The organism is Streptomyces sp. Ru73 (genome assembly GCF_002920575.1).
GTDB lineage: Bacteria > Actinomycetota > Actinomycetes > Streptomycetales > Streptomycetaceae > Streptomyces.
Window position 1 is genome coordinate 58079 of sequence record NZ_PQSQ01000022.1, and the last position, 26204, is coordinate 84282.

Annotated in this window: 22 protein-coding genes; 9 read left to right on the plus strand and 13 right to left on the minus strand. The window is 73.5% G+C overall.

Annotated elements, in window-relative coordinates; translation table 11 throughout:
- The first annotated feature begins 21 nt into the window (after positions 1–21).
- A complete protein-coding gene (locus C3486_RS13180) occupies positions 22–1773 on the plus strand; it encodes an NAD+ synthase (protein ID WP_103832841.1) in 1752 nt (583 codons plus the stop codon).
- A gap of 65 nt (positions 1774–1838) precedes the next feature.
- Complete coding sequence (locus C3486_RS13185; protein WP_181138529.1) at positions 1839–2318, plus strand: nuclear transport factor 2 family protein; 480 nt, start codon at positions 1839–1841, stop codon at positions 2316–2318.
- A gap of 76 nt (positions 2319–2394) precedes the next feature.
- Here the strand turns inward: C3486_RS13185 and C3486_RS13190 are convergent, their stop codons facing one another.
- The 4 genes from C3486_RS13190 to C3486_RS13205 form a co-directional block, all read right to left on the minus strand.
- Positions 2395–3603, minus strand: coding sequence for an MFS transporter (locus C3486_RS13190; protein ID WP_103832843.1), 1209 nt, complete (start codon positions 3601–3603; stop codon positions 2395–2397).
- Positions 3604–3858: 255 nt separating this feature from the next.
- Complete coding sequence (locus C3486_RS13195) at positions 3859–4779, minus strand: endonuclease/exonuclease/phosphatase family protein (protein WP_374936863.1); 921 nt, start codon at positions 4777–4779, stop codon at positions 3859–3861.
- A 407-nt stretch (positions 4780–5186) separates the two neighbouring features.
- Positions 5187–5897 carry a TetR/AcrR family transcriptional regulator gene (locus C3486_RS13200; RefSeq protein WP_374936861.1) on the minus strand — a complete coding sequence of 237 codons (711 nt, stop codon included), beginning with the start codon at positions 5895–5897 and terminating at the stop codon, positions 5187–5189.
- Positions 5898–5940: 43 nt separating this feature from the next.
- Positions 5941–7614 carry an MFS transporter gene (locus C3486_RS13205; protein WP_103832846.1) on the minus strand — a complete coding sequence of 558 codons (1674 nt, stop codon included), beginning with the start codon at positions 7612–7614 and terminating at the stop codon, positions 5941–5943.
- Between the two features lie 172 nt (positions 7615–7786).
- Here C3486_RS13205 and panB point away from each other — a divergent pair, with 172 nt between their 5' ends.
- From panB to C3486_RS13220, 3 genes are all read left to right on the plus strand, one after another.
- Complete coding sequence (panB, locus tag C3486_RS13210) at positions 7787–8710, plus strand: 3-methyl-2-oxobutanoate hydroxymethyltransferase (protein WP_258052749.1); 924 nt, start codon at positions 7787–7789, stop codon at positions 8708–8710.
- A 279-nt stretch (positions 8711–8989) separates the two neighbouring features.
- On the plus strand, positions 8990–10018 hold the full coding sequence (locus C3486_RS13215; protein ID WP_103832847.1) for an ATP-binding cassette domain-containing protein: 1029 nt from the start codon (positions 8990–8992) through the stop codon (positions 10016–10018).
- Positions 10015–10845, plus strand: a complete 831-nt coding sequence (locus C3486_RS13220) for an ABC transporter permease (protein WP_103832848.1) — start codon at positions 10015–10017, stop codon at positions 10843–10845. Before C3486_RS13215 ends, C3486_RS13220 begins: the two co-directional genes overlap by 4 nt.
- Before the next feature lie 132 nt (positions 10846–10977).
- Here C3486_RS13220 and C3486_RS13225 read toward each other — a convergent pair whose 3' ends face one another.
- Positions 10978–14673 (minus strand): BTAD domain-containing putative transcriptional regulator, encoded by a 3696-nt coding sequence (locus C3486_RS13225; protein WP_258052750.1) that lies wholly within the window; start codon positions 14671–14673, stop codon positions 10978–10980.
- Positions 14674–14867: 194 nt separating this feature from the next.
- Positions 14868–15506 (minus strand): DUF6578 domain-containing protein, encoded by a 639-nt coding sequence (locus C3486_RS13230; protein ID WP_103832850.1) that lies wholly within the window; start codon positions 15504–15506, stop codon positions 14868–14870.
- Positions 15507–15624: 118 nt separating this feature from the next.
- On the opposite strand from C3486_RS13230, the gene C3486_RS13235 reads away from it, so the two are divergent.
- Positions 15625–16413 (plus strand): site-2 protease family protein, encoded by a 789-nt coding sequence (locus C3486_RS13235; protein ID WP_103832851.1) that lies wholly within the window; start codon positions 15625–15627, stop codon positions 16411–16413.
- A 55-nt stretch (positions 16414–16468) separates the two neighbouring features.
- On the opposite strand, the gene C3486_RS13240 is transcribed toward C3486_RS13235, so the two are convergent.
- The 7 genes from C3486_RS13240 to C3486_RS13270 form a co-directional block, all read right to left on the minus strand.
- Positions 16469–16714 (minus strand): hypothetical protein, encoded by a 246-nt coding sequence (locus C3486_RS13240; protein ID WP_103832852.1) that lies wholly within the window; start codon positions 16712–16714, stop codon positions 16469–16471.
- A gap of 197 nt (positions 16715–16911) precedes the next feature.
- Entirely contained in the window at positions 16912–17643 is a 732-nt protein-coding gene (gene npdG, locus C3486_RS13245; protein WP_103832853.1) for an NADPH-dependent F420 reductase, read from the minus strand.
- A gap of 70 nt (positions 17644–17713) precedes the next feature.
- Positions 17714–18559 (minus strand): carbohydrate ABC transporter permease, encoded by an 846-nt coding sequence (locus C3486_RS13250; RefSeq protein WP_103832854.1) that lies wholly within the window; start codon positions 18557–18559, stop codon positions 17714–17716.
- Positions 18556–19473 (minus strand): carbohydrate ABC transporter permease, encoded by a 918-nt coding sequence (locus C3486_RS13255; protein WP_103832855.1) that lies wholly within the window; start codon positions 19471–19473, stop codon positions 18556–18558. Before C3486_RS13255 ends, C3486_RS13250 begins: the two co-directional genes overlap by 4 nt.
- Complete coding sequence (locus tag C3486_RS13260; protein ID WP_103832856.1) at positions 19470–20822, minus strand: ABC transporter substrate-binding protein; 1353 nt, start codon at positions 20820–20822, stop codon at positions 19470–19472. The genes C3486_RS13255 and C3486_RS13260 overlap by 4 nt, the downstream gene beginning before the upstream one ends.
- Positions 20819–21922, minus strand: a complete 1104-nt coding sequence (locus C3486_RS13265) for an exo-alpha-sialidase (protein ID WP_103832857.1) — start codon at positions 21920–21922, stop codon at positions 20819–20821. The genes C3486_RS13260 and C3486_RS13265 overlap by 4 nt, the downstream gene beginning before the upstream one ends.
- A gap of 218 nt (positions 21923–22140) precedes the next feature.
- Entirely contained in the window at positions 22141–22830 is a 690-nt protein-coding gene (locus C3486_RS13270) for a FadR/GntR family transcriptional regulator (RefSeq protein WP_103832858.1), read from the minus strand.
- A gap of 148 nt (positions 22831–22978) precedes the next feature.
- On the opposite strand from C3486_RS13270, the gene C3486_RS13275 reads away from it, so the two are divergent.
- The 3 genes from C3486_RS13275 to C3486_RS13285 all read left to right on the plus strand — a co-directional run bounded on the left by C3486_RS13275 (position 22979) and on the right by C3486_RS13285 (position 26188).
- Positions 22979–23938, plus strand: coding sequence for a dihydrodipicolinate synthase family protein (locus tag C3486_RS13275; RefSeq protein ID WP_103832859.1), 960 nt, complete (start codon positions 22979–22981; stop codon positions 23936–23938).
- Positions 23935–25404 (plus strand): sialate:H+ symport family MFS transporter, encoded by a 1470-nt coding sequence (locus C3486_RS13280; protein WP_103832860.1) that lies wholly within the window; start codon positions 23935–23937, stop codon positions 25402–25404. Before C3486_RS13275 ends, C3486_RS13280 begins: the two co-directional genes overlap by 4 nt.
- Before the next feature lie 97 nt (positions 25405–25501).
- Positions 25502–26188 (plus strand): hypothetical protein, encoded by a 687-nt coding sequence (locus C3486_RS13285; protein WP_103832867.1) that lies wholly within the window; start codon positions 25502–25504, stop codon positions 26186–26188.
- Positions 26189–26204 lie beyond the last annotated feature (16 nt).

The window sequence follows — 26204 nt, forward strand, 5'->3', positions numbered from 1 at the left end:
CCGACGAATACACTCGGCCGCGTGCCTCGACTCCGCCTGGCCCTGCAACAGGCCGACTTCTGCGTGGGCGACCTCGCCCGCAACGCCGACACGCTCGTACGCCTCGCCCGGGAGGCGGCCGGACGGGGCGCCGACCTCGTCGCGTTCCCCGAGATGGCGCTGACCGGCTACCCCGTGGAGGACCTCGCGCTGCGCCCCTCCTTCGTGGCGGCCAGCCGTGCGGCGCTGCACGGCCTCGCCGGCCGGCTGGCCGGCGAGGGACTCGGCGGGACCGCCGTCGTCACCGGCTACCTGGACCGCTGCGAGCAGGCCAGGCCGCGGTACGGCCGCCCGGCCGGCGCCCCGCAGAACGCCGCCGCCGTGCTGTACGACGGCCGGGTGGCGCTCACCTTCGCCAAGCACCATCTGCCCAACTACGGCGTCTTCGACGAGTACCGGTACTTCGTGCCCGGCGACACGCTGCCCGTCGTCCGGCTGCACGGCGTCGACATCGCCCTCGCCATCTGCGAGGACCTGTGGCAGGACGGCGGCCGGGTGCCGGCGGCCCGTACGGCCGGCGCGGGACTGCTGCTGTCCGTCAACGCCTCTCCGTACGAGCGGGACAAGGACGACACCCGGCTGGAGCTGGTGAGCAAGCGGGCCCAGGAGGCCGGCTGCACGACGGCGTACCTGGCGATGACCGGCGGCCAGGACGACCTGGTCTTCGACGGGGACTCGATCGTGGTGGACGCGTCCGGCGAGGTGCTCACCCGGGCCCGGCAGTTCACCGAGGAGTGCCTGCTGCTCGACCTGGAGCTGCCGGCCGCCGCGCCGGAGCCGCCGTCCGGCGTGGTCGACGACGGGCTCCGGGTCGACCACGTCACCCTCTCCGCCGGGCCCCCGCCGTCCCGCGAGCCGCTGCCGGCGCCGGCCCCCGCGCCCCGGCTCGACGCCATGGAGGAGGTATACGGCGCGCTGGTCATGGGTCTGCGGGCGTACGTCACCAAGAACGGCTTCCGCAGCGTGGTGGTCGGGCTCTCCGGCGGCATCGACTCCGCGCTGGTCGCGGCGATCGCCGTGGACGCGCTCGGCGCCGGGAACGTGCACGGCGTCTCGATGCCGTCCCGCTACTCCTCGGCGCACTCCAAGGACGACGCCGCCGAACTGGCCCGCCGCACCGGTCTGCACTACCGCACGGTCCCCATCGGGCCCATGTTCGACGCGTACATGGAGTCCCTGCCGCTCACGGGGCTGGCCGAGGAGAACCTGCAGTCCCGCATCCGCGGCACGACGCTGATGGCGATCTCCAACCAGGAGGGCCACCTGGTCCTCGCCCCGGGCAACAAGTCCGAGCTGGCGTGCGGCTATTCGACCCTCTACGGCGACTCCGTGGGCGCGTACGGGCCGATCAAGGACGTCTACAAGACGGTCGTGTTCCAGCTCGCGAAGTGGCGCAACCGGGCGGCCGCCGAGCGCGGCGAGACACCGCCCGTCCCGGAGAACTCGATCGCCAAGCCGCCCAGCGCCGAGCTGCGCCCGGGCCAGGTCGACACCGACTCGCTGCCCGACTACCCCACTCTCGACGCCGTCCTGGAGCTGTACGTCGACCGCGACCTCGGCCACGACGAGATCATCGCCCGCGGCTTCGACCCGGAGCTGGTCACGCGCGTGCTGCGGCTGGTCGACACCGCCGAGTACAAGCGCCGCCAGTACCCGCCGGGCACGAAGATCTCCGCCAAGGGGTTCGGCAAGGACCGCCGGCTGCCGGTGACCAACCGGTGGCGCGAGGGGTGAGGCACCGGCACCGCGTACCGGAAGGGGCTTGACCTCAAGCGCGCTTGAGGCTGTTGGCTCGTGCCATGACCACCACACGGGATCACACCGAGATCGCCCTGCTCGTCAGCCGCTTCTTCCGCGCCCTGGACGAGCGGAAGTTCGACGAGGGCTGGGCCCGCGCCTTCGTCACCGACGACGTCCGCACGGTGACGCCGATCGGCCTCGCCGAGGGAGCCGCTGCCGTGCGCCACACCGAGGAGGCGATCGGGCGGTTCGCGCGTACCCAGCACCTCTCCGCCGATGTCCTCGTCGACGCCGACGCCGCCTCCGGAACGGCCACCGCCTCCTGGAACGCGCACATGACCCATGTGCACCGCCCCGCCACCCTGGAGCGGCGCGGCCCGGGCGCCGACCCCCTGTTCACGGTGGGCGGCCGCTACGACGCCGAGCTGCGCCGCACGGACGAGGGCTGGCGGTTCTCCCGGCTGGCCGTCGAGGCGCTCTGGACGACGGGGCAGCCGCCGGTCCTGCCCGAGGGCGTGGAGCCGGTACTGCCGCGGTGACCCGGCCGTACCAAAAGGACACGGCCGGCCGGGCGCCACGGGGGCGTCCGGCCGGCCGTTGCCGTGACCGGGTGGCTCAGCCGAGCCGGGCCGGCTCGTGCCGGGCCTTGTCGTCGCTGGTCGCGACGATGCGGGAGCGGGACGGGGTGCGGTCCAGCAGCCCGGCCGTCACCGCGATCGAGAGGCCGACGACCGCCAGCACCGCGCCGACCAGCGTCGGGGAGGTCCAGCCCCAGTGCGCGGCGATCGCCGCGCCGCCGAGCCAGGCACCGCCCGCGTTCGCGAGGTTGAACGCGGAGTGGTTGGAGGCGGAGGCGAGCGTCGGGGCCTGCTCGGCCTTGTTCATCACCAGCATCTGCAGGGGCGTGGTGGTCATGAAGCCGACCGCGCCCAGGACGACGACGGTGACCAGGGCCGCCCACTGCGAGTGCACGGTGAAGTGGAAGACGACCAGGGTGACGGCGAGCGCCGCGAGCGAGCCGTACAGCGTCGGGCGCAGCGCCCGGTCGGTCAGCGGGCCCGCGGCGAGCGCGCCGAGGGTCATGCCGATGCCGAAGAGGGCGAGCACGACGGGCACGGTGCCCTCGCCGAAGCCGGTGACCTTGGTCATCATCGAGGCGAGGTAGCTGTAGACGGCGAACACTCCGGCGAAGCCGAAGACCGCGGTGAGCAGGCCGAGCAGCACCTGGCGGTTGCCGAGGGCGCGCAGCTCCTGCTTGACGCCGTTCTGCTCGTCACGCGGTACGTACGGGACGAGCTTGGCCAGCGAGGCCATGGCGAGCACGCCGATGCCGGCGACGACCAGGAAGGTCGCGCGCCAGCCGAGGTGCTGGCCGAGCAGGGTGGCGGCGGGCACGCCGACGATGTTGGCGACGGTCAGGCCGAGGAACATCGTGGCGACCGCGCGGGCCTGCCGGCCCTCCCGCACCAGGCGGGCCGCGACGACCGCGCCGACGCCGAAGAACGCGCCGTGCGGCAGGCCGGCCAGCAGCCGGCCGGCGACGAGCAGGCCGAAGGTGGGCGCGAGCGCCGACGCGAGGTTGCCGGCCGTGAAGACCGCCATCATGAGCAGCAGCATCCGCTTGCGGGGGATGCGCGAGCCGAGTGCGGTCAGCAGCGGGGCGCCGATGACGACACCGAGGGCGTAGGCGGAGACGAGGTAGCCGGCGGTGGGCACGGAGGTGCCCAGGTCGTCCGCGACGTTGGGCAGCAGGCCCATCATCACGAACTCGGTGGTGCCGATACCGAAGGCCGAGATCGCGAGTGCGAGCAGAGCCAAGGGCATGAGTGACCTTTCAGGATCAAGGGGGGGACGCGCCCACGGTGGCGCGCGCGAGACGGGACAGCCTTAAGTTCTCTACGGGAACAAAGTCTCTCAGGTAATTCATTCCTGCGCGCGAACAGGGCGTTACAGGCACAAGTCACGACCCCGGAAGAGGGGAAAATGACGGAAACACGGCGCCGGACGCCACGGAAGAGCGGCGGGGCGGGGCCACCTCCGTGACCCCGCCCCGCCGCGCCGCGTCCGGTGCCCGCCGGCTCAGATCTTGAAGGAGGCCGCCAGCGGCAGGTGATCGCTGCCGGTCGACGGCAGCGTCCATGCCGAGGCCGGGTCCACGCCCTTGACCATGATCTGGTCGATCCGGGCCATCGGGAACGACGCCGGCCAGCTGAAGCCGAAGCCGTCCCCGGCCGCGCCCTGCGCCGACCGCATCTGCGCGGTGACCGGTGCCAGCGAGCGGTCGTTCATCGTGCCGTTCAGATCGCCGAGCAGGACCACCTTGGACAGCCGCTCGGCCGCGATGGCCTCGCCCAGCGCCGCCGCGCTCCGGTCCCGCTGGTTCGCCGTGAACCCGGCCTTGACCTTCACCCGCACCGAAGGCAGGTGCGCCGCGTAGACCGCGACCCGCTGTCCGTCGGGCGCGGTGACCGTGGCGCGCAGCGCCCGCGTCCAGCCCATCTTGATGTCCACGGGGCGGGCGTCGGAGAGCGGGTACTTGCTCCACACGCCGACGGTGCCCTCGACCGTGCGGTACGGGTACTTCTTGGCCAGCGCGGCCCGGTACGTGGGCAGCGCCTTGGCCGTCAGCTCCTCCAGAGCGATCACGTCGGCCCCGGAGGCGGCGACCTTCCGGGCGGTGCCGGCCGGGTCGGGGTTGCCCGCGTCGACGTTGTGCGTGGCCACCGTCAGGTTGCCGGCCGGTCCCGACTTGTCGGTGAGCTGCCCGGCGAAGAGGTTCGCCCAGACCACCGCCGGCAGCACCAGCGCGACCAGCGCGGTCGCGGAGCGCCGCAGCAGGGCCGCGACCAGCAGCACCGGGACGCCGAGCCCCGCCCACGGCAGGAACGTCTCCAGGAGGCTGCCGAGGTTGCCCACCGAATTGGGCACGTCGGCGTGGAACACCATCAGCAGGCCGAGCAGCACCGCGAGGACGGCCAGCACGATCCCGCGCCGCCACATGCCGCCACGACGCGACCAGCCGGACAGCCGGCCCGCCCGGCGGCCGGTCCCGTCGGGTCCCGCGCCCCGGCCCGCCTCCGACTTGTACGCCTGCGTCATCCCGCTGCCCTCACTGCCGTGCTCGTGCGCCCCGCCTGGCCCCTGACCGTGCCCTTGACCATAGGCGATGGACAGCCTGTGCTGTCCCCCCAGGGGACGAAGCACGCGGTGCCGGGAGTTCCGCCGACGCCCGTCCCCGCGGGTGCTGTGACAGAACGGCCATGAACCGCTCATCGAGCGGTCGGATTCGGGTGGCGGGAAGATCATTCTGCCTGCCGCCCGGGGGCGCGGGCAACGCGGACCGTACGCACCGTGCGCACCGCCCCGCCGCCCGCCGGGCGCCCGCCCGGCCACGCGGCCGCCGGGACCTACGGACGCGCGCGGACGCCGTCCAGGACCGTGTCGACGATCTGCTCGGCGAGGCCCTCGGGCAGCTCCTTCCACTCGTGGAACAGCGCCCGGGAGAGCATCGGCGCGGCGAAGAGGTCGGCGAGGACGTCGATGTCGCAGTCCCCGCGGAGCTCGCCGCGCTCGATGCCGCGCCGCAGGACGGCCAGCAGCGCGTCACGGCGCGCCTGGACCACCGTGTCGTGGTACTCGCGCCAGAGTTCGGGCTGCGCCTTGACCTGCGTGAGCACCGTCCGCATCAGGGCGGAGTTGCGCTTGGCCAGGCCGCGGCGGCGCAGGAACTCCAGCAGCGCCACCAGGTCGTCGCGTACCGACTCCCCGGACAGCTCGGGGTTCTCCTCCTCCAGCGAGCGCATGACGTCGAGCATCAGGCCGGTCTTGCCCGACCAGCGGCGGTACACCGTGGCCTTGCCGACGCCCGCCTCCCTGGCGATGCGCTCGATCGACAGCTCGGCGAGCGGGACGTCGTGCTCCAGGAGGTCCAGCACGCTCTCGATGATCGCGGACTCCAGCGCTTCGTTGCGCGGCCGCCCGGGGCGCCGGCCGGCACCGGCGCAGGCGCCCCCGGCCCCGGCCGCATCCCCCTTCGCCGGCGCGGCGTCCTCCTTCGCCGGCGCGGCCGCGCCCTTCGCCCGCACCGCCGGTGCCCCGTCCCGTTTTCCGCTCGTCACGTCCGGCCCGCCTCTCGTTCCGTACCGCCGGGGACCGCAGGCCCTACGGCCGTCCCGCGGGAGAAGTCTCCCGCGGCGTCTCCCGGGCCGGACCGGCAGGGCGGCCGGCCGCCCTGCCGGGCAGGAACAGCCCGACGACCAGCGCGCCGACGAGGGCGACGCCGGCCGAGCCCAGCGCGGTGACGTGCATGGCGTGCACGAACGCGTCGTCGGCAGCGGCGGCCAGCTGCCGCCCCGCGGGCCCGAGCTTCTCGGCGACGCCGAGCGTGGCCTCGATGGATTCGCCCGCCGCCTGCCGCGCGCCCGGCGGCAGGCCCGGTACGGCGTCCAGCGTGCCCTGGATGCCGTTCCGGTAGCTGGTGGAGAGCAGCGAGCCCAGCACGGCGACCCCGAGCGTGCCGCCGACCTGCCGGAAGGTGTTGTTCAGCGCCGAGCCGGACCCTGCCTTCTCGCGCGGCAGCGACTGCATGATCGAGACGGTGACCGGCGGCATGATGTGCGCCATGCCCGTGCCCTGCACGAAGAAGAGCACCTCCAGCACCCAGATCGGGGTACGGATGTCCAGCGTCAGGAAGCCGGACATGGTGGCGGCGACGAGCAGCATGCCGACCGTGCAGACGGCACGCGCGCCGAACCGGTCGACGACGTGCCGGGCCCGCGGCGCGAAGATCATCTGCGCGGCGGCCAGCGGCAGGAGGAGCAGGCCCGCCTGGAGCGGGGTGAAGCCGCGCACGCTCTGGATGTAGAAGACCATGAAGAACGTGACGCCCATCAGCGCGAAGAAGACCAGCGCGATGGCGGCGACGGCCGCGGAGAACGCGGGCTTGCGGAAGTAGCCGATGTCGATCGACGGGTGATCGATCCGCTTCTCGTAGAGCACGAACCCGGTCAGGACGAGCAGACCGCCGAGGACCGTGCCGAGCACCTGCGGATCGGTGAAGTCGGCGAGCTGGCCGCCCTTGATGATGCCGTACACCAGCAGGACGAGGCCGACGACGGACAGCAGCACGCCCACCGGGTCGAGCCGGCCGGGCCGCGGGTCCCGGCTGTCGGGGACCAGGATCATCATGGCGGTCAGCGCGATGAGCACGATGGGCACGTTGACCAGGAAGACCGAGCCCCACCAGAAGTGGTCCAGGAGCAGGCCGCCGGCGATCGGGCCGATCGCGATGGCGAGGCCGACGCCGCCGGCCCAGATGCCGATGGCCTTCGGCTGCTCGTCGCGCTCGAAGACGTTCATCAGGATGGCGAGCGTGGCCGGCATGACCAGCGCGCCGCCGAGCCCCATCACCGCACGGAAGGTGATGAGCTGGCCGGGGGAAGCGGAGACGGCGGCCAGCACGGAGCCCAGACCGAAGATCACCAGGCCGGTCAGCAGGACCTTCTTGCGGCCCAGCCGGTCGCCGAGGAGCCCGGCGGTGAACAGCAGGCCCGCGAAGACCAGCGTGTACGAGTTGATCGCCCACTCCAGCTGGCTCTGGCTCGCGCCGAGGCCGGTCGGGGCCGGCGTGGCGATCGTCTTCATCGCCACGTTCAGGATCGAGTTGTCCAGCACCACGATGAGCAGGCTGAGCATGAGCACCGCGAGGATCGCCCACCGGCGGCGGTGAATGTGCTCGGGGACGTGCCGGACGGCGGCCGGTGCGGCGGCCGCGCTCGCGCCCCCGGACGGTATGCCGGCACCCGCGCCGGACGAAGAATCGGATGTTCGCGCCATGAGGACCAGCCTACGCCCTTTTCGATACGGCACCGTTCCGTATCGTTGGTTGTACAGGGCACGTGTCACGTCAGGGCCTCTTCCACCGCTCCGCCGGTGCGTGTCAGCATGGGCGGTGAGTCCGGGGACGCCGTCAGGGCGCCTCGAGATGACCTGAACAGGAGCCGTCGTCATGACGCAGATCCAGCCTGCCCAGACGCAGGACCAGCAGGAGAAGGCGCAGCAGGGCACCGAGGGCCGGAAGTCCGGCACCACGAAGCCCGCCGGGGACAAGTCGCTGTACGGCGGCACCCGCTCCCGCCGCGTCACCGTCCGCGACATCGCCGCCGCCAAGGCCCGCGGCGACAAGTGGCCCATGCTCACCGCGTACGACGCGATGACCGCTTCCGTCTTCGACGAGGCGGGCATCCCCGTCCTGCTGGTCGGCGACTCGATGGGCAACTGCCACCTCGGGTACGAGTCGACCGTTCCGGTCACGATGGACGAGATGACGCTGCTGTCCGCGGCCGTCGTCCGCGGCACCGAGCGCGCCCTCGTCGTCGCCGACCTGCCCTTCGGCGCGTACCAGGAAGGCCCGGTCCAGGCCCTGCGCAACGCCACCCGGCTGGTCAAGGAGGCCGGCGTGGGCGCGGTGAAGCTGGAGGGCGGCGAGCGCTCGGCCGAGCAGATCAAGCTGCTGGTCGACGCCGGCATCCCGGTGATGGCGCACATCGGGCTGACCCCGCAGTCGGTGAACGCCTTCGGCGGCTACCCGGTGCAGGGCCGCGGCGAGGAGGCGGCCCAGCAGCTGCTGCGGGACGCCAAGGCGGTGCAGGACGCGGGCGCCTTCTCGGTGGTGCTGGAGGCCGTGCCGGCCGAGCTGGCCGCCGAGGTCACCCGCTCGCTGCACATCCCCACGGTCGGCATCGGCGCCGGACTGGACTGCGACGCGCAGGTCCTGGTCTGGACGGACATGGCCGGGATGACCAAGGGCCGGGTGCCGCGCTTCGTGAAGCAGTACGCGGAGCTGCGGAAGGCGCTGGGCGGCGCGGCGCAGGCGTTCGCCGAGGAGGTCGTGGGCGGCACGTTCCCGGCGGAGGAGCACAGCTTCCACTGACCCGGGCGTGCGGCCGGCACCGGGAACGGGACGTGGCGGGGCGCCGGTGATCATGCCGGCGCCCCGCCGTCGGTACCGGCGGGGCGCCATCACGGTCCCGGCGGACGCCATCACGGTCCCGGGGCCCCGTCGTCGGCACCGGCGGAGGCCGTTCCGGTGGCCGCCCCGTGGCTGCCCGTCGGCCGTCTGTCGGCGGTCTGTCGGTGGGGCGCGGGGCGCCCACCTGGGCTGTAGGTGCTCTGTCGGGGCGTTGTCAGTGGGGCCTGCCACTGTGGACCCATGACGCAGAACACACACTCCGCCGGCGGCCGCGCAGCCGTCCAAGTCCGTGGCCTGGTCAAGCACTTCGGCGACGTCAAGGCCGTCGACGGGGTGGACCTGGACGTGCGCGAAGGCACGGTCATGGGCGTCCTCGGACCGAACGGCGCGGGCAAGACCACGCTCGTCCGCTGCCTCTCCACGCTCCTCGTGCCGGACGCCGGCACCGCCTACGTGGCCGGGTACGACGTCGTCCGCCAGCCCCGCGCCCTGCGCCGCACCATCGGCCTCACGGGTCAGTACGCCTCCGTGGACGAGAAGCTCTCCGGCCGGGAGAACCTCTACATGATCGGCCGGCTGCTCGACCTCTCCCGCAAGGACGCCCGGGCCCGCGCCGACGAGCTGCTGGAGCGGTTCTCGCTCACCGAGGCCGCCAAGCGCCCCGCCGGCAAGTACTCCGGCGGCATGCGGCGCCGCCTCGACCTGGCCGCCTCGATGATCGGCAAGCCCGCCGTGCTGTACCTGGACGAGCCGACCACCGGCCTCGACCCGCGTACCCGCAACGAGGTCTGGGACGAGGTCAACCACCTGGTCCGCGAGGGCGCGACCGTGCTGCTGACCACGCAGTACATGGAAGAGGCCGAGCAGCTGGCCGACGAGCTGACCGTCGTGGACCGCGGCCGGGTGATCGCCGAGGGCCGGGTGGACGAGCTGAAGGCCAAGGTCGGCGGGCGCACGCTGCAGATCCGCCCGGCCTCCGGGGGCGAGCTGGACCGCATGGTCGGCGCCATCGCGCAGGCCGGACTGGACGGCATAGCCGGCGCCACGGCGGACCACGAGGACGGCGTGGTGAACGTCCCCATCGTCAGCGACGAGCAGCTGACCGCCGTGGTCACCGTCCTCGGCGAGCGCGGCTTCGCGCTGGCCGGCATCAACACCCATCTGCCCAGCCTGGACGAGGTCTTCCTGGCCATCACCGGCCAGAAGACGTCCGAGGCCGACGCGCCCGCCGAGCCGGCGGACGCCCGTTACGAGGAGGTCGCGGCATGAGCGCCGCAACGATCACGGCGCCGGCCGCGAAGTCCGGGGCCGCCGAGGGCCGGATCGGCCTGCGGGCCAATCTGCGCCACATCGGCGCGCTGGTCCGGCGCAACGCCCTGCAGATCAAACAGGACCCGGAGTCGATGTTCGACGTCCTGCTGATGCCGATCATCTTCATCCTGCTGTTCGTGTACGTCTTCGGCGGCGCGATCGCCGGCAAGGGCAACCAGCAGGAGTACGTCCAGTACCTGGTCCCCGGCATGATGGCGATGATGGGGATGAACATCGCCATGGCGGTCGGCTCGGGGGTCAACGAGGACTTCCGCAAGGGCGTGATGGACCGCTTCCGCACGATGCCCATCGCGCGTTCCTCGGTCCTGATAGCCAAGATCGTCGTCGAGATCGGCCGGATGCTGGTCGCCATCGCGATCCTGCTCGGCATGGGCTTCCTGCTCGGCCTGGAGATCCGCGGCTCGGCGCTGGAGTTCGTCGCGGCCATCGCGCTGTCGACCGTCTTCGGCGCGGCGCTGATGTGGATCTTCGTCCTGCTGGGGCTGACGGTGAAGACGCCGCAGGCCGTGCAGGGCATGGCGATGCTGGTGCTGATGCCGCTGCAGTTCGGCTCGTCGATCTTCGCGCCCACCTCGTCGATGCCCGGCTGGCTGGAGGGGTTCACCAAGGTCAACCCCCTCTCCAACCTCGCCGACGCGGCCCGCAGCCTGCTGAACGGCGCGGGACCGGTGGCCCACCCGGTCCTCATCACACTGGCCTGGGCGATAGGCATCACGGCCGTCACGATGCCGCTGGCGGTCCGCAAGTTCCGCTCGAAGACCTGAGCGGAGGCGCGCGGGGCCGGGCACGGGGGCTCGCGGCCGCGCGGCCGGTACGGGGGCTTGTGCCCACGCCGCCGGTACAGGGGATTGCGGCCGGGCGGCCGGTACGGGGGCTTGTGGCCGCGCGGCCGGCTGTCAGATCAGGTCCAGTGCCTCGTCCAGGGTGAGGGAGCTGCCCTCCGCGTGGGCGGCGTCGTACGCCGGACCGTCCAGGACCGCGCGTACGGCGTCCTCCGCCCGGGTGCGGGAGAGCCGGGTGAGGCGCGGCGTGTGCTCGCGGGGCTCGCGCAGCGCGTCGAAGGCGCCCAGCAGCCGGGCCCCGACGGCGGCCCCGGCCGGGCCGCCGGTGAGCCCCAGCACCCGGGCCGCGACGAGCATCTGGGACAGCGGCAGGTCGGGCGCGACGATCCGGGCGAGGGGGTCGCGCATCTTGGCGACGGCGGCGCGCACGGCGGTCAGTACGCCGTCGTAGCGTCCCTCGTCCACGTCCAGCGCGGCGAGCGAGCCCTCGATCATGCCGAGGAACAGCCCCGGCGCCGCCCGGTCGTCGAAGTCCTCCCGCACCCGCTCCAGGTGATGCCGCGCCTCGTCGTACCGGCCGGCCACCGTCAGCCAGGTGGCCAGCTGGATGCGGGCGAAGGGCACGGCGTCGCGGTTGCTCTGCCGGCCCTCCTCCAGTACCTCGTGCAGCAGCCGCTCCCCCGTCACGACGTCGCCCGACTCGATGAGCGCGCCGCCCAGCCGGGACTTGAGCAGCGGAAGCTGGCCGTGCGCGCCGAGGTCGGCGGCGTACCGCATCGCGGCGCGGTAGTCCTCGGCGGCGAGGGCGTACTCCCCGTGTCCCTCGCGGGCCTCGCCGCGCCCGGACAGTGCCTCGGCCACGCCCCAGGCGTCGCCGAGCCTGCGGAAGATCTGCAGTGCCTCGTCGGTGTCGCGGGTGGCCTGCGGCAGGCCGCCGGGCCGGTCGTTGTGGATCCGCGCCCGCAGCTGGAGGATGAACGCCAGCTCCCAGTCGTAACCGAACTCCCGGCAGCCGCGCACCGTCCCGTCGACCAGCTCGACCACGTCCTCGAACCGGCCGGTCATCAGGACCGCGTAGAACCACATCACGCCCGGCACCCGGCAGGTCTGCGGCAGGCCGCCGCGGTAGGCGCTGACCACGCCGCGCAGCTCCTCCTGCTGCTCGGGGCTCTCCAGGTCCCGCATGCTCTCCTCCACGCTGGCCAGCGCGACCAGCCGGACCTCGCGGCGGGCTTCGACGAGCTGCTCGGGCGCCATCGGCGGCGGCGCGTCGATGGGCCGCTCGGCCAGCGGCGGGGCGGGGGTGACCGGCGGCAGGAAGGGGTTCGGGCCGAGCGCGGCGGCCGCCGTCGACCAGGTGCGGCCGTCGCCGCGGTGGTCGCGCAGCGTCCAGAACCACTGGAGGGAGAGGACGAGGCAGAGCGCCTCGTGCTCGTCGCGCGCGGCGACGGCCCGGCGCAGGGCGGTACGGAGGTTGTCGTGCTCCTGCTCCAGCCGGTCCAGCCAGTGGCGCTGCTGGGGGCCGCGCAGCAGCGGGTCGGCCGTGCGGGCCAGCTCCCGGTAGGCCACCAGGTGCCGTCGCTCGGCGGCGGCCCGCTCGCCCGCCTCGTCCAGCCGCTCCCCGGCGTACTCGCCCACGGTCTCCAGCAGCCGGTACCGCATCTCCCCGTCGGCCGAGGGCCCGGCCACGACGAGCGACTTGTCGACAAGAGACCCGAGCAGGGCCGCGACGTCACCGGGGGCGACGAGGGGCGCGGCGCCGCCGGTGGCGCCGGGAGGCGCGACGCCGCCGGGGTCGGCGAGAGGCCTGGCGCCGCCACCGTCCGGCCCGGCCGAGCCGTCCGGAGCGATCGGACCGGTCAGCCCTTCCGGACCGGTCGGTGCCGGGCCCGGCGCCGGAGCCGGAGTCGGAGTCGGCGTGTCCGCGCAGACGGATTCCGCGGCCGTGAGGTCCGCGCCGCCGGAGAAGACGGAGAGGCGGCGCAGGACCGCGCGCTCGGGCGCGTCCAGCAGGTCCCAGGACCAGTCGACGACCGCGCGGAGCGTCTGCTGGCGCGGCAGCACCGTACGGCTGCCGCTGGTCAGCAGCCGGAAGCGGTCGTCCAGGCGGTCCGCGAGCTGGCGTGGCGAGAGCGACCGCAGCCGGGCGGCCGCCAGTTCGATGGCCAGCGGCAGGCCGTCCAGCCGCCGGCAGATCTCGGCGCACGCCTCCGGGTCGTCCTCGATGCGGAAGCCGGGCCGGGCGGCGGCGCCCCGGTCGGCGAGCAGCCGCAGCGCGACGGGGTCGGGCAGCGGCTCCACCGGCCGGACGAGTTCGCCGGGCACGGCGAGCGGTTCCCGGCTGGTGGCCAGCACGCTCACGTCGGGGCACTCGGCCAGCAGCCGTTCGGCGAGCTGGGCGGCCGCGTCGATGACGTGCTCGCAGTTGTCCAGGACGAGCAGCATGCGGCGGCCCGCGCAGTGCTCGGCGAGCTGCGCCAGCGGGTCGTAGGCGAGCGGGTCGGCGGCGGCCCGCAGCCCCTCGGCCGCGCTGCCGCGGACGACCGTCTCGCGGGCGCCGAGCGCGGTGAGCACGGCTTCCGGCACCGTGCCCGGGTCCTGCACGGGCCCGAGTTCAGCGAACCACACGCCGTCCGGCCAGGCGTCCGGGTCCCCGGCAGCGGCGGCCTCGGCGCCCTCCTGCGACAGCCGGGTCTTCCCGGCACCGCCGGGCCCGAGCAGCGTGACCAGGCGGTGCGCGGTCAGGTCGGCGTGCAGCGTACGCAGCTCCGCGTCGCGCCCGACGAACGACGTCAGCCGCGCCCGCAGGTTCCCGGCCCGCCGGGCCCGCGCCGCACCGGCCGCCGACGAAGGAGCCGGCCCCGGCGCCGCGGCCCGCTCCGGCGACGCATGCCGCTCGGGCGACACGGCGTCCCCCGCGGTGGCAGCCGCCGGTACCGCACCCGGACCGGCGGCCGGGGCGTCGGCAGGGCCCCTGCCCGGAGACTCCGTCGACCCCGCCGACTTCGCGGGCTCCGCCGACCCGGCCGCCAGAAGGTCCGCGTGCAGGGCGCGCAGGGACGGCGACGGGTCGGTGCCGAGGCGGTCGGCGAGGTCGGCGGCGAGCCGGGCGTACGCGTCCAGCGCCTCGGCCGTACGCCCCGTGTCGTGCAGGGCGCGCAGCCGCAGCAGGTGCAGCTGCTCGTCGAGGGGGTGCCGGCTGCAGAGCGCGGTGAGCGCCGGCAGCGCCTCGTCGGCGCGGCCGAGCGCCAGGTCGGCGGCGAGGCGGGAGCGCCGCGCGGCCAGCCGCAGCCGTTCCGCCCCGGCGGCCTCGGCGACCGCGTCCGGGAGGTCGGCGAGGGCCGGGCCGCGCCACAGCGCCAGCGCGTCGTCCAGCAGCGTGGCGGCCTTCTCGGCGTCGCCGTCCGCGAGCGCGCGCTCCCCCTCCCCCGCGAGCCGTTCGAAGCGGTGCAGGTCCACGTCGTCGGGGTCGGCGGCGAGGTAGTAACCGCCGGTCACGGAGACGACCGCCGCATGGCCGAGGGCCCGTCTCAGCCGTCCGACCAGCGCCTGGAGCGCCGCGCCCGCGTCCCTGGGCAGACCCCCGCCGGCCGCGGCACCGTCCGCCGCCGCGCCGTACCCGCCCTCCGGGCCCGCGAGGCCATCGGGCCCGAGCCCCCAGATGTCCGTGATCAGGGTGTCGGGCGTCCGGGGCCGTCCCGGTGTGAGCGCGAGCGCCGCGAGGAGTGCGCGCAGGCGGGCGCCGCCGAGGGCGACGTCCGTCCCGTCGTCCCGGCGTGCCTGAGTCGTCCCGAGGATTCCGTAGCGCACCGGCCCATTGTCGTGCACGGCCCGGACGTCCCGCCCGTCCCCCACCGCCGTCCGTTCCCCCGTCATCCCCGCCGTCCCCGGCCTTCCCACCGTCCCCGGCATCCCTCGTCGTTCCCGGCGTCCCCCGTCGTCCGCCGTCCGGCCCCGTGTCCGCTGCCCACTGCCCTGTCCGCTGTCCGCTGCCCCTTGCCCGCTCACCGTCGCCGGGCGGCGCCCCGGCGTCTCCGTGCGCTGGTCCGCTTCCGCCGGGCGCCGGCCCTTTGCTCCGTGGCGGTGGTCGTCGCCGATTCGCCCGGCGGCGGTACCGCCACCTCCAGTTCGACCAAGGCTCCGCTCTCCCGCAGGTAGTGGTCGGGCCGGCGCCGCGTCCCGTCGTCCGGCCGCTCCGCGAACCACTTCGGGCACGTACGGACCGGGTGCAGGCCGCGCTCGCCGGGCACCTGCTCGTACGTATGGGAGCCCGCCGGGCGGCGGTAGCCCTCGGTGACGATCCGCACCGAGCGGACCAGGCCGGTGACCGAGGACGGGCCGCCGGGCGCGTCGCCGTGGTTGTTCACGCGCCAGTCCCACATCGGGTCCCTCGCGGGGTCCACGTTCCAGGTGACCCGGTCGCCCACGGAGAAGGGCGTCCCGCAGCACTCCATCTCCCAGTCCTCGTAGAACACCCGCCGGACCTCACCCCGGACCTCGCCACCGGCCTCGCCGGCCCGTGCGTCATCCGTCCGCGCGTCCTCCGCCCGTGCGTCATCGGTTCGCGCGTCATCGGTCCGTGCATCGTCGGCGGTGTCCGGGGCAGGGACGGGGGTGGCGGAGGCGGGTTCGGGTACGGACATGGGACCAGACTGCCCGGAACCACCGGCGTACCGCTCGTCGTTTTCCGGGTACGGCCCGCCGCCCCGGCCGAGTACGATCCGCCTCCCCGCCCCTCGTCCCCCTCAGGAGCACCGCACGATGACCACCGCAGTCCGGCGCGCCGACCGGCGCGTCAGCCCCGTCTTCCTCGCGCTCGTCGCCGTCATGGCGGTGTCGGGCTGGGCCGTGTGGACGGGGAGGCTCGCCGCGAACACCGGCTTCGCCGTGTTCCTGTTCGTGGTCTCGGGGTGGATCGTCTCCCTCTGCCTGCACGAGTACGCGCACGCGCGGACCGCGCTGCACAGCGGGGACATCTCGATCGGCGCCAAGGGCTACCTGACGCTGAATCCCCTGAAGTACACGCACGCGCTGCTCAGCATCGTGCTGCCGGTGATCTTCGTGATCATGGGCGGGATCGGGCTGCCGGGCGGCGCGGTCTTCATCGAGCGCGGCCGCATCCGGGGCCGCTGGCGGCACAGCCTGATCTCGGCGGCGGGCCCGCTGACGAACGTCCTGTTCGCGGTCGTGGTGACCGCGCCGTTCTGGCTGGGCGCGATGGACGGCGTGCCGGCGCCGTTCCGGTTCGCGCTCGCGTTCCTGGCGCTGCTGCAGGTGACGGCGGCGATCCTGAACTTCGTCCCGGTGCCGGGCCTGGACGGGTACGGCGTGCTCGAGCCGTGGCTGCCGTACGGCGTGCGGCGGCAGGTCGAGCCGTTCGCGCCGTTCGGCCTGATCGCGGTGTTCGGGCTGCTGTGGGCGCCGGGGGTGAACCAGGCGTTCTTCACCGCGGTGCACGCGATCCTGGGGGCGCTGGGCGTCTCGGAGTTCGACACCTACCTCGGGCAGGAGTTCTTCCGCTTCTGGCAGGGCGAGCCGCAGATGTACTAGCGGTCGCGCATCCGGGCGTACCGGCTGCCGCCCGGCGGGCGCCCCGGCGCGGGCCTCAGCCCTGTGCCCCGGCCCGCTCCTGCGCGGCGGCCTGCTCCTCCGCGGCGGCGCGCTCCTGCTTGGCGCGGCGCAGGTAGAACCACGCCATGTTGCTGGAGACGCCGGCCATCAGGACCCAGGCGATGCCGATGAGGTTGCCCGCCACGAAGGAGACGACGGCCGCGACGACCGCCAGGACGCAGACGACGAGGGCGAAGACGGCGAGGCGCCGGGCCGGGCCGGACGGAGGCAGGGCGGGCATGGGAGGGGGCTCCTGTCGGGGTACTGCGGTACTGCGGTCCCCTCCAGTGTCCCCCATGCCCCGCTCCGCCCGACTCCGGCCCGCCGCTCGCCCCCTCCGGGCCGCCGCTCACCCGCTCCGGGCCGCCGCCGGGCCGGGAGCGGGCCGCTCCGGGGCGCGCCGTCCCGCTCCCGCCGGCCGCCGCCCGCGCCGTGCCCTCACATGTCCGTGAGCCGCAGTCCCGCGTGCACCTTGTAGCGGCGGTTGGCGGAGATCAGGTTGGCGACCAGGGACTCCACCTGGTGGGCGTTGCGCAGCCGGCCGGCGAAGACGCCGCGCATGCCGGGGATGCGCCCGGCCAGCGCCTGCACCACGTCCGTGTCGGCCCGCTTCTCGCCGAGCACCATCACGTCCGTGTCGATCTCCGCGACGTCCGGGTCCTGGAGGAGCACGGCGGAGAGGTGGTGGAAGGCGGCGGTCACCCGGGAGTCCGGGAGCAGGGCGGCGGCCTGCTCGGCGGCGCTGCCCTCCTCCGGCTTCAGCGCGTAGGCGCCCTTCTTGTCGAAGCCGAGCGGGTTCACGCAGTCCACGACGAGCTTGCCGGCCAGCTCCGTACGGAGCGACTCCAGCGTCTTGGCGTGGCCCTCCCACGGCACGGCGACGATCACCACGTCGGCCCGGCGGGCGCACTCCGCGTTGTCCGCGCCCGCCACGCCGTGCCCGATCTCCTCGGCCGCCGCGATCGCCCGCTCGGCGGCCCGCGAGCCGACGATCACTTTCTGGCCGGCCCGGGCGAACCGGTACGCGAGCCCGCGTCCCTGGTCGCCGGTGCCGCCGAGCACGCCGATCACCAGCCCGGACACGTCCGGCAGGTCCCAGGGGTCCTTCTTGAGCGCCTTCTTGGCTTCGGTCGCGACGTTCACGGGGCCTGCGTCCTCAGGAGTAGTCATGACAGCGATACTGGCACGCCCCGTCCGCGCCGGGCAGCCGGGCGCGGCGTGCCGGTGATCACGCCGGTGATCACGCCCTGACGCTGCCTTCGGTGAGGCCGGTGCGCCAGTACCGCTGCAGCACCGTCATCAGGACCATCAGCGGCAGCACGGAGAGGAACGCACCGCCGACGGTGTACTGGTACAGCTCCGGCTGCCGGTCGGCGTAGCCCGTCCAGGACGTCAGGCCCAGCTGGATCGGGTACAGCGACGAGTCGGAGAGCATGACCAGCGGCAGGAAGTAGTTGTTCCAGATGTGCACGAACTGGAAGAGGAAGACGGTGACCAGCGCGGGGATCATCAGCCGCAGGCCGAGCCCGGAGAAGATGCGCCACTCCCCCGCGCCGTCGATGCGGGCCGCCTCCAGCAGCGAGTCGGGCACCGCGGCCGCCGCGTAGATCCGGCAGAGGTAGACGCCGAACGGGCTGACCACGCTGGGCACCAGCACGGACCAGTAGGTGTTGGACATCCCGGCGCCGCTGAAGAGGAAGTACAGCGGCAGCGCGAGCGCCGTGCCGGGGATCAGCACGCCGGCCAGGATGACGTTGAAGACGGCCTCCCGGCCCGGGAAGGGGAACTTCGCGAGCGCATAGCCGGCCGCGGCGGACAGCAGGGTCGCGGCGAGTGCGCCGGCGCCCGCGTACAGCAGGGAGTTGGCGAACCAGCGGACGTAGATGCCGTGGTCGTAGGTGAGGACGTCGGTCAGGTACTGGACCGGCCGGGGGCTCGCGAACCAGAAGCCGAAGCTGCCGAAGAGGTCGCCGCTGCTCTTGGTCGCGGAGACCACCAGCCAGTACACGGGGACGAGGAAGTAGACGGCGGCGACGGTGAGCAGCGCGCAGGTGATGATGCGGTAGCGGAGCCGTACGGGGGTCATCGGCCGTCCCCCTTCCCCCGCTGGCCGACCAGCCGCAGGAAGCCGAACGACAGGACGCAGGCGACCAGCGCGAGCAGTACCGCCTCGGCGGCCGCGAGGTGCTGGTTGTTGCCGACGAACGCCTCGCTGTAGGCGTGCAGGTTGGGCGTGTAGCCGGAGTCGATGGAGGAGGCCAGCGGCCGCAGCACCATCGGCTCGGCGAACAGCTGGAGCGTGCCGATGATGGAGAAGACGCAGGTCAGGACGAGGGCGGGGCGGATCAGCGGGATCTTGATGTGCAGCGCCACCTGGCGCGCGTTCGCCCCGTCGATGCGCGCCGCCTCGTACAGCTCCTGCGGTACGGCCTTCAGCTGGGAGATCAGGACGAGCATGTTGTAGCCGGTGAACTGCCAGGTGACGATGTTGGCGATGGACCACAGGACGGTGGTGCGGGAGAGGAAGTCCACGTCCCAGCCGACCGCGTCGGCCATCTTCACCAGCGGGCTGATCCCGGGGACGTACAGGAAGCCCCACAGGATCGAGGCGATCACGCCGGGCACGCCGTACGGCAGGAAGAACGCGCTCCGGAAGAACGTCACCCAGCGGGCGCTCGCGCTCTCCAGGAGCAGCGCGAGGACGGTGGCCAGGATGATCATGAGGGGAATCTGTACGGCACCGAACAGCAGCACCCGGCCGAAGCCGGAGAGGAAACGGTCGTCCGCGAGCGCCTGGGCGTAGTTGGACAGCCCGGCGAAGACCTCGTGCTCCGCGCCGCCGAGGCCGAGCGGCCCGGTGCGCTCGGTCTTGTGCAGGCTCTGCCAGACCGCGTAGACGATGGGCGCGATGAAGCAGAGCAGGAACAGGGCGAGGAAGGGGAGCAGGAAGCCCGCGGCGGCGCGCGCGTTCCGGGCTTCCGTACGGGTCGGCCGTCTCACCCGCCGCTCTCCACCTTCAGGCCCTTGCCCTTGAGGTCGCTCACGGTCTGCGCCTGGACCTTCTTGAGCACGGAGCGGAAGGAGTCGCCGCTGCTCAGCGCCTCGGTGAAGGCGTCGCCCAGGCGCTGGTAGAGGGTGTCGACGCCGGGGCCCCACTGCCAGCTGGTGTCGACGTGGTCGCCGGCCTTCCGGAAGACCTGGCTGTACGCCTGCCCGCCGAAGAAGTCCTTGTGCACGTCCAGGTCGCTGGTCTCGTAGCCCTTCTTGGCGCTGGGGAAGCCGTAGCCGCCCTCGATGAGCAGCTTGATCGCCTCGGGGTCGGTGTTGAGCCAGACGGCGAAGTCGAGGGCGTCCTTGGGGTAGGTGGCGCCCGCGAAGACGGCGGTGGTCGAGCCGCCCCAGTTGGCCTGTGCGTTCGCGCCCTTCTTCCACTGCGGCAGCGGTGCGGCGCGCCACTTGCCCTTGGTGTCCGGGGCGTTGCCGACCAGCAGCGCGTCGCCCCAGCTGGCGCCGAGCCAGGCGGGGATGGCGCCGGTCTGGATGTCCTTGTACCAGGCGTTCTGGCGGTCCGGGATGGTCTTGACGAGCTTCTGCTTGACCAGTGCCTCCCAGTAGTCGGCGACCCGGCGGGTGGGCTCGTCGTCGAGGGCGACGGTCCAGGTCTCGCCCTCGGCGGCGTACCAGCGGGCGCCCGCCTGCCAGGCGTAGCCCGCGAAGCGGTTGCCGTTGGTGGGCGCGAACGTCTCGATCCAGGCGCCCTTCTTGCGGATCTTCTTGGCCGCGGCCTCGTACTCGTCCCAGGTGGCGGGCGGCTCGATGTCCCACTTGTCGAAGAGGTCCTGGCGGATGAAGAGGCCCATGGGCCCGGACGCCTGCGGGATGGCGTAGACGCCCTTGCCGAAGACGGACTGCTGCCACTGCCAGCCGACGAACCGGTCCTTGTACCGCTCGCCGCCGATGGTCGTCAGGTCCAGCAGCCCGTTGTCGAGCAGGAAGCTGGGCACGACGGGAAACTCGATCTGGCCGAGGTCGGGCGGGTTTCCCGCCTTGATCGCGGCGTGCATCTTGGCGTACTGCGCGCCGTTGACCGCCGACACCTTCTCGACCTTGACCTGGACCTCGGGGTGCTTGCTGTTCCAGAGGTCGACCGGCTTGTCGATGCCGGGCACCCAGGACCAGAAGGTGAGGGTGATCTTCTGGCCCTTCTTGCGCTCCTTGGGCGCGGCCTTCTTGTCGTCGTCACCGCCGCCGCATCCGGCCAGCGCGAAGCCCGCGGCGACGGCGGCGGCCCCGCCCAGGACTGATCTGCGGCGTGCGCCGCCCGAAGGGTTCGTGTCGTACGTCCTCATGCCAGCTCCTCCACGGGGATGCGGCGGAAGGTGATCGTCGAGTAGGCGCTGAAGTCGCCGGTTTCGTAGAGCAGCCCGACGGTGTCGGGGTCGATGCGGACGAGGTCGGAATAAGCGGCCGGGAGACCGCTGACGGTGTGTGCGTCGTACCAGGTCAGGCCCTGGTCGCGGCTGGCGCGTACGGTCATCAGGGCGCGGGACTCGCGGTCGGCGGGGGACGAGAAGAGCAGCACGTCCGGGGTGCCGAGGTGGAGCACGCTGCCCTGGACGACGGGCGCCGCGAGGCCGGCCTGGGAGCGGAAGGGCTTCTCCAGGTGTGCGCCGCCGTCGGCGGAGTAGGCGTCGACACGGGTGCCGGGCGCGCCGGAGTCGTTGCGGGCGTTGAAGTAGAGGCGGCCGCCGGGGAGTTCGGCGGCGGTGGTCTCGTTGGTGTTGATGTAGCCGTTGGGGTTGGAGTCGGTGTAGCCGATCCGCCAGGTGGCCCCGGAGTCGTCGCTGAGCAGCACGTGCCCGCCGTCGTAGCGGCCCTCGGCGCCGGTGTCGCCGGGCACGGTGGGGGCGATGGAGTGGTTGGCGGGGACCACCAGCCGGCCGGCGTACGGACCCTCGCGGAGCTGGAGCGCGTGGCCGGGCGTGGTGGCGTACCACCGCCAGTTCGCCCGCTTGGTCTGCGCGGTGATCTCGCGCGGGGTGCTCCAGGTGAGCCCGTCGTCGTCGCTGTACTGGAGCCACACCCGGCGGCCGTCGGCGGCGGACACCTCGCCGCGCCGGATGGCGCTCTCGGTGGCGCTGCCCGCGTTGCGCACGTGGACGAGGACGGCGCGGCCGCGATGCGGGCCGGTGTGCAGGACGACGGGGGCCGGGTTGCCGGCGGTGCCGGTGCCGTTGCGGTCCACGACGGTGAGCGGGCCCCAGGTGCGGCCGCCGTCGGCGGAGCGTCTGAGGACGAGGTCGATGTCGCCGGTGTCGGACGCCGAGGCGACGCGGCCCTCGGCGAAGGCCAGCAGGGTGCCGGCCCGGGTCGCGACCACGGCCGGGATGCGGTAACTGGCGTAGCCGCCGGTACCGGCGAGGAAGGGTTGCGAAGTCTCGTACGCCACGGCAGCCCCTAACGGCCGGATGCAACGACCGGACGTAGGACGTCCCTTGTCTTGCCGTGACCATAGGGAGCGCCCAACGGGGCGTCAAGGCACCCGACATGCCCCGTGTCGCCCGCCTCGCGCGTATGCCACAGCAGGGGGAACTGCGGGTGAACTCCGGTCGTACGCAAGGGGTCGGGGTGCGGCGGGCTTCCTGGAGAACACGCCCTCCTCGCCCGTTACACGACGCCCTTCAGGCGCTCGCGGATGCCGTCGAAGTGACGGTGCATCGCCTCGACCGCGCGGTCGCCGTCGCCGGTCTCCAGCGCGTCGACGATCTCCCGGTGCTGACGCCATGTCACCTCCGGGTCCTGGCGACTGTCGTCCAGGTCCTTGCGGACCCGGCGCAGCGCGTCCCAGAAGGCGTCCAGCACCTCGCTGAGCAGGTGATTGCCGAGCGAGCGGTAGAGCGCGAGGTGGAAGGCGCGGTCGGTGGCGCCCTCGACCCCGCCGGCCGCCGCCTCCTTCTCCATCCGGTCGACCAGGCCGCGCAGTACGGCCAGGTCCTCGGCGGGCAGGCTGCGCGCGACGGCACCGACGAGCCCTGCCTCCAGCGCCTCGCGGACCTCCATCAGCTCGTACAGGCTGGCCTCGCCCTGGTGGTGGCGGACCGCGGCCCGGAAGGCGATGCCCTCCACGAAGGGGTCGAGGGTCAGCGTCCCCACGTACGTGCCGAAGCCGTGCCGGATCTCGACGATCCGCATGGCCTGGAGCGCCTTGAGCGCCTCGCGGACGGAGTTGCGGCTGACGTCCAGCAGTTCGACCAGTTCGGCCTCGGTGGGCAGCGGGTCGCCGGGCACCAGCTTCCGCCGCAGGATGAGCCGCTTGATCTGCGCCTGGACGTCCTCGGACATCGTGCCGCGCGCCATGTGTCTGCCTCTCCGTCTCGCCAGGTGGTGGATCCGGATGATCCGGTCCGCGACCTCTTGACCGATCGCTCCGGGCCGGGTCTATTGTGACCCAGACATAGGACATCCCATGTCCCACATCCGACCTCTGGCCGCTCTGGAGCCCGTCATGGCACTGCCCACTCCGCTGACCGGTGTCGTACCGCCGGTCTGCACCCCGCTCGACCCGCACGGCGAGGTCGACACCGGCTCCCTCGGGCGGCTGGTGGACCACCTGGTCGGCGGCGGGGTGCACGGCCTCTTCGCGCTCGGCTCCACCAGCGAGGCCGCCTACCTCACCGACGCGCAGCGCGCCACCGCCCTGGCCGCCGTGATCAAGGCGGCGGACGGCCGGGTACCGGTGCTGGCCGGGGTCATCGACACCACCACGGCCCGGGTGCTGGACCACGCCCGCACCGCGGCGGAGCTGGGCGCCGACGCGCTGGTGGCCACCGCGCCCTTCTACACCCGTACGCACCCCAGGGAGATCGCCGGGCACTTCCGCGCGCTCCGGGCCGCCGTGGACCTGCCGCTCTTCGCGTACGACATCCCGGTCTCGGTGCACAGCAAGCTCTCCCCCGCGCTGGTGCGGGAGCTGGCCGAGGACGGCACGCTGGCCGGGCTCAAGGACAGCAGCGGCGACGAGGGCGGGCTGCGCCGGCTCCTCGTCGCGCTGGGCGGCAGGGACGGCCGCCGCTCCGGCCCGGTCCCGGACTTCTCGGTGCTCACCGGCTCGGAGCTGACCGTGGACGCGGCGCTGCTGGCCGGCGCCGACGGGGTGGTCCCGGGCCTCGGCAACGTCGACCCGGCCGGCTACGTCCGGCTGTACGACGCCTGCCGCGCGGGCGACTGGGCGGGCGCCGCGGCCGAGCAGGAACGGCTGGCCGCGCTCTTCGGCATGGTCGACGTGGGCCCCGAGGCCGAGATGGGCCGCAGCTCCTCGGCGCTGGGCTCCTTCAAGGCCGCGCTGCACCTGCTCGGGATCATCGGCCACCCGGCCACCGCGGCGCCGCAGCTTCCGCTCGGCCCGGATGCGGTGGCCGAGGTCGCGCGCCATCTGACCGCCGCGGCCCTGGAGCCGGTCCGATGAGCGCCCCCGCGCGCCCGCCCTGGTACCGGGAGGTCACCCCGGCCCGGTGGAAGGCGTTCTTCGCCGCCTGGATCGGCTACGTCCTCGACGGCTTCGACTTCGTGCTGATCACCCTGGTCCTCACCGAGATCAGCGACGAGTTCGGGCTGAGCACGGTGCAGGGCGCGAGCCTGGTGTCCGGCGCGTTCATCACCCGCTGGCTCGGCGGCGCCGTCCTCGGCGCGTTCGGCGACCGCTTCGGCCGCAAGGCGTCGATGGTGGCGAGCATCCTGCTGTACTCCCTCGGCACCTTCGCCTGCGGCTTCGCCTGGGACTACACCAGCCTCTTCGTCGCCCGGCTGCTGATCGGCATGGGCATGGCCGGCGAGTACAGCGCCAGCGCCACGTACGTGCTGGAGAGCTGGCCCTCCCGGGTGCGCGGCCGGGCCAGCGGCTTCCTGATCTCCGGCTTCTCCGTGGGCTCGGTGCTGGCCGCCGAGTGCTACAAGTGGGTCGTGCCGGCGCTCGGCTGGCGCTGGATGTTCTACATCGGGCTGGCCCCGATCGTGATCGCGCTGTGGGTGCGGCGGGCGCTGCCGGAGGCCGAGGAGTGGAGCGCGACGGTCGCCGAGCGGGAGACGCGGCCGAACCCGTTCCGGCCGCTCTTCGCCACGCCGCTCCGCGCCACGCTCAACACCGTGCTGACGGCCGTCGCGGCCCTCGCCCTCTTCGGCGTCTTCACCCCGGTGGGCGCGGGCGCGGTCCCCGTACTCGCCGTCCTCGCGACCCTGGCCCTGGTCGGGCTCGCGGTCCAGCTCGGCGGCCGCCGCGGCTGGCTCCTCTATCTCTCCCTGATCGTCACCGTCTTCGTCGCCTTCCTCTACACCTGGCCCATCCAGGCGCTGCTGCCGACGTACCTGAAGACCGAGCTGCACTACTCCCCCGGCGAGGTCACCAACGTCCTCTTCTTCGCCGGCTTCGGCACCATGGCGGGCTGCTGGCTGGCCGGGTTCGTCGGCGACTGGATCGGCTCCCAGAAGGCGTACGCGGTCACCCTGCTCGCCTCCCTGGTCTTCATCTTCCCGGTCTTCGCCGCACGCGACAGCCTGCTGCTCCTCGGCGCCCTGCTCTTCGTCCTCCAGGCGCTCAGCTTCGGCATCTCCGGGCTCCTGCCCCGGTACATCGGCGGCCACTTCCCCACCGAGAACCGGGCCGCGAGCCTGGGCTTCACGTACAACGTGGGAGCGCTGGGCGGCGCGGTGGCACCGGTGCTCGGCGCGAGCCTGGCCGAGGGCCGGTCGCTGGGCGGCTCCCTCGCCCTGCTCACCTTCGCCGGCACGCTCCTTGTCGTCCTCCTTGTCGGCCTCGACGTCCCGGCCCGCCTGAACCGCCTCCTCGACCCGGAAGCCCCCCGCGACCACCTGTCCGGCGAACAGTCGGCGCTCGAGCCCCCGGCCCCGGCCGCCCGCATGCAGCAGGAGGCGTAGCCGCCCCCGGACGCACGTCGAACGGGTATGCCTCGTACGAGTGATGCCGTTCGACCTGCGCTCCGGCGGGGCGTCGGCCGCGGCAGGATGCGGCGGCATGGATGCCGTACGCGTCGCGCTGCTGCGCGAAGTCCTCGCCGGGACCGAATGGATCCAGGCCACCCGCCGCTTCGCCGGGTCGCTGCGGGCGTCCGTCGCACCGCACGGCGGCGGGCTGCTGCTGGTCGGCAGCGCGGAGTACGAGCCCTGGCACCTGGCGGCGCACCTGGACGACGAGGCGGCCTGGTCGGGCCTGCCGGAGCTGTCCCCGACCCTGGTCCGGCACCGGGTCCCGCTGGGCGTCCCGGCCCACCTCTCGGTGGGCCTCGGCCGCCTGGAGACGGCCAGGCGGGGCGAGACGCTGCTGGTCGTGACGCCGGAGGCGCCGGGCGCCGGGCTGCTGGAGCGGGTGCACGACGCCCGGCGCAACGGCGCGACGGTGCTGGCCCTGGACGCGGGCGACCGCGACCTGGGCGCGCTGGCCCACGACGCGCTGACGGTTCCGGCGTTGCCGGTTCCGCCACTGCCGGGAGAGCCGGCGACGGCGGGTGCGGCCGCTCCGGACGACACGGCGGAGGCGGCCGGGCCTGCCGCCGCCGACCTGGACCTGGACACCGTGCAGCACCTGGTCAGCGCGGCGGCCGGGGAGAACAGCCTGCCCGCACCCCGCCGCCACCGCCGCTTCCGCGACCGCCTCTCCCGCCTCGCTGACCAGCTGACGGCACCTCCGCCGCCTCGGTGGTGAGGACTCGCAAGAGTCC